This window comes from Streptomyces sp. NPDC090442 (assembly GCF_044769405.1).
Taxonomy (GTDB): domain Bacteria; phylum Actinomycetota; class Actinomycetes; order Streptomycetales; family Streptomycetaceae; genus Streptomyces.
The window spans coordinates 1-1,964 of sequence record NZ_JBIVXW010000227.1; the positions used below are offsets into that span (position 1 = coordinate 1).

Here is a 1,964-nt window from a genome sequence, read left to right on the forward strand (position 1 = left end):
TCGGAAAGCCGTGTGCGGGAGAACTGCATGCACGGTTTGAAGCGGCGGGGGCTGGAAACGGAGCGGAAGCCACCGCGCCAGTCCCCGACCCTACTCAGAGCGTGGTGGTGAACCGGACTGTAGCTCGATGATCTGCGGGTTTCGGGTGGCTTCGGTGTTGGGGTGGGTAACTGTGGGCAGTCGGTGGGTGGTTGGTCTGCCTCGGAGGTGTGCGGTGCCGTCGGTGATCGGGTTGCTGGAGTTCCGTGAGGCCCGGGCGCGGGAAGAACTCGAGTCCTGGCTGGAGGTGGTCAGGGAGGCCGAGGAACATGTTGCTGTGGACCGGCGGCGTTTGGAGCACGCGCGTATCGCCTGTGACGAGGTGCTGCACGCGCTCGCGGAGCAGGCCGAGTCCGGTGTCGGGAGTGTCCCGGCCGGCCAGAAGGCCGCGGTGGTGCCGGACATGGGTGACGGCGCCTGGCCGTCTGCGCTCGCTGGCGCGCAGGGCATGGCCGCGGTGACGGTGCCTGTCCCTGCGTTGCGCGAAGGCTATGACCCGCGGCCGCCGGCGTGGCAGGACGGGATGGGCGAGGAGGCCCTGTCCGGGGCCTATCGGCAGGTATTCGCGGCGGTCGTGTCAGCCCGCGGGGCCGGTGTCCGCGCAGGAGCTGACGCGCGTGCTGGGGCGGGACGCGACGCGGTTGAACGAGGTGGAGAAGGTGCGCCACCGCGCCTATGCGCTCCAGGCGCGTGGCTGGCTGGTGCGTGAGCGGGGCGGGGTGTTCAGGCCGGCTGCGGGTCCAGCCGGTGCGGCCGGTACTCGGGCCAGTGCAGGCGCTGGCGGGCCATCCGGCGGGTCAGGGTGATCAGGCCGGCCCACCACACCATCTGCACGTGGTGATCGGGGCGGCGCTCGTGGTCGCGGTTGAGACGGCGGGCCCGTGAGAGCCACCCCAGCGTCCTTTCCACTACCCAGCGGCACGCCAGCACCACGAAGTCCCGACTCCCGTCGGGGCGCCGCACGATCTCGACCCTCACCCCGTGCGCCGCGAACGCTTCGGCCAGGGCCTCGCCTTGGTAGGCGGAATCGGCCCAGACCAGCTTCAGTAGGCGGCCCGGCTCGGCCGTGAAAGCCTCGATCAGCCCGGGGGCGGCCTTGGAGTCGTGCACGTTGGCCGGAGTGACGGTGACCTCCAGCAGCAAGCCGCACGTGTCGGTCAGGATGTGGCGCTTGCGACCGTCGCGCAGTTTGGCGCCATCGCAGCCGCGGCTGTCGGCGGCGACGGTGTCCGCGCCGTCCACCGACTGCGCGTCCATGATTGCGGCAGTCGGCTCCGCCTCCCGGCCCTGCCGCCTGCGCTCGATACGCCGCAGCCGCTGATACAGCTCACGCACATAACCGTGGCGGCACCATCGTCGGAAGAAGTCGTACACCGCCCGCCACCAGGGAAAATCGGCGGGGATGGCGCGCTATTTCACGCCATTGTCGACGAGATAGCGCACAGCATCGATCATTTCCCGGTGGCAGTGTTCTTCGGGGCGCCCGCCCTGGCCCTCCAACCAGGCCGGCACCGGCATCGAGGCACGGACCCGGGCCCACTCCGCGTCCGTCATGTCCGTCGGGTAGAGCGAGACACGCCGTCCCACGGCAATAGCCCCGAACTGATGGACGTAGCAGTCACACGCCAGGGTGGCCGAACTGGCCTCAGCCAGCTCGGTAATGATGGACTGGTACGGCAACGGGCCTCCTGCGGCGGAGAGTTGGTCGACAACCTCGTCTCTGCCAAGAGGCCCGTTCGCCTATGCACATCGACCGGTCAGCAAGACCGTTCGACATCTCCCCGGCCGGCCCCTCCCACCGAACACAGTCCGGTTCACCACCACGCTCTGAGCTTGACTCTGTCGGGGATCTTGGATTTTCCCGGTGAGCTGGGGTGATCGGTGGGCATGCTCGGGGTGTTCCGAGAGCCCATGCAGTTGTCGAG

3 protein-coding genes are annotated in these 1,964 nt (G+C 69.1%); 1 reads left to right on the plus strand and 2 read right to left on the minus strand.

All coding sequences use genetic code 11. From position 1 onward, the window contains the following. The first annotated feature begins 214 nt into the window (after window positions 1–214). Window positions 215–748 (plus strand): hypothetical protein, encoded by a 534-nt coding sequence (locus ACIQU6_RS44585; protein WP_403488434.1) that lies wholly within the window; start codon window positions 215–217, stop codon window positions 746–748. Between the two features lie 14 nt (window positions 749–762). On the opposite strand, the gene ACIQU6_RS44590 is transcribed toward ACIQU6_RS44585, so the two are convergent. Together ACIQU6_RS44590 and ACIQU6_RS44595 are read right to left on the minus strand one after the other, a co-directional pair. Further along, window positions 763–1,443, minus strand: a complete 681-nt coding sequence (locus tag ACIQU6_RS44590) for an IS5 family transposase (protein ID WP_403488438.1) — start codon at window positions 1,441–1,443, stop codon at window positions 763–765. Between the two features lie 6 nt (window positions 1,444–1,449). Further along, on the minus strand, window positions 1,450–1,719 hold the full coding sequence (locus ACIQU6_RS44595) for a transposase (protein WP_403488436.1): 270 nt from the start codon (window positions 1,717–1,719) through the stop codon (window positions 1,450–1,452). Window positions 1,720–1,964: the final 245 nt, after the last annotated feature.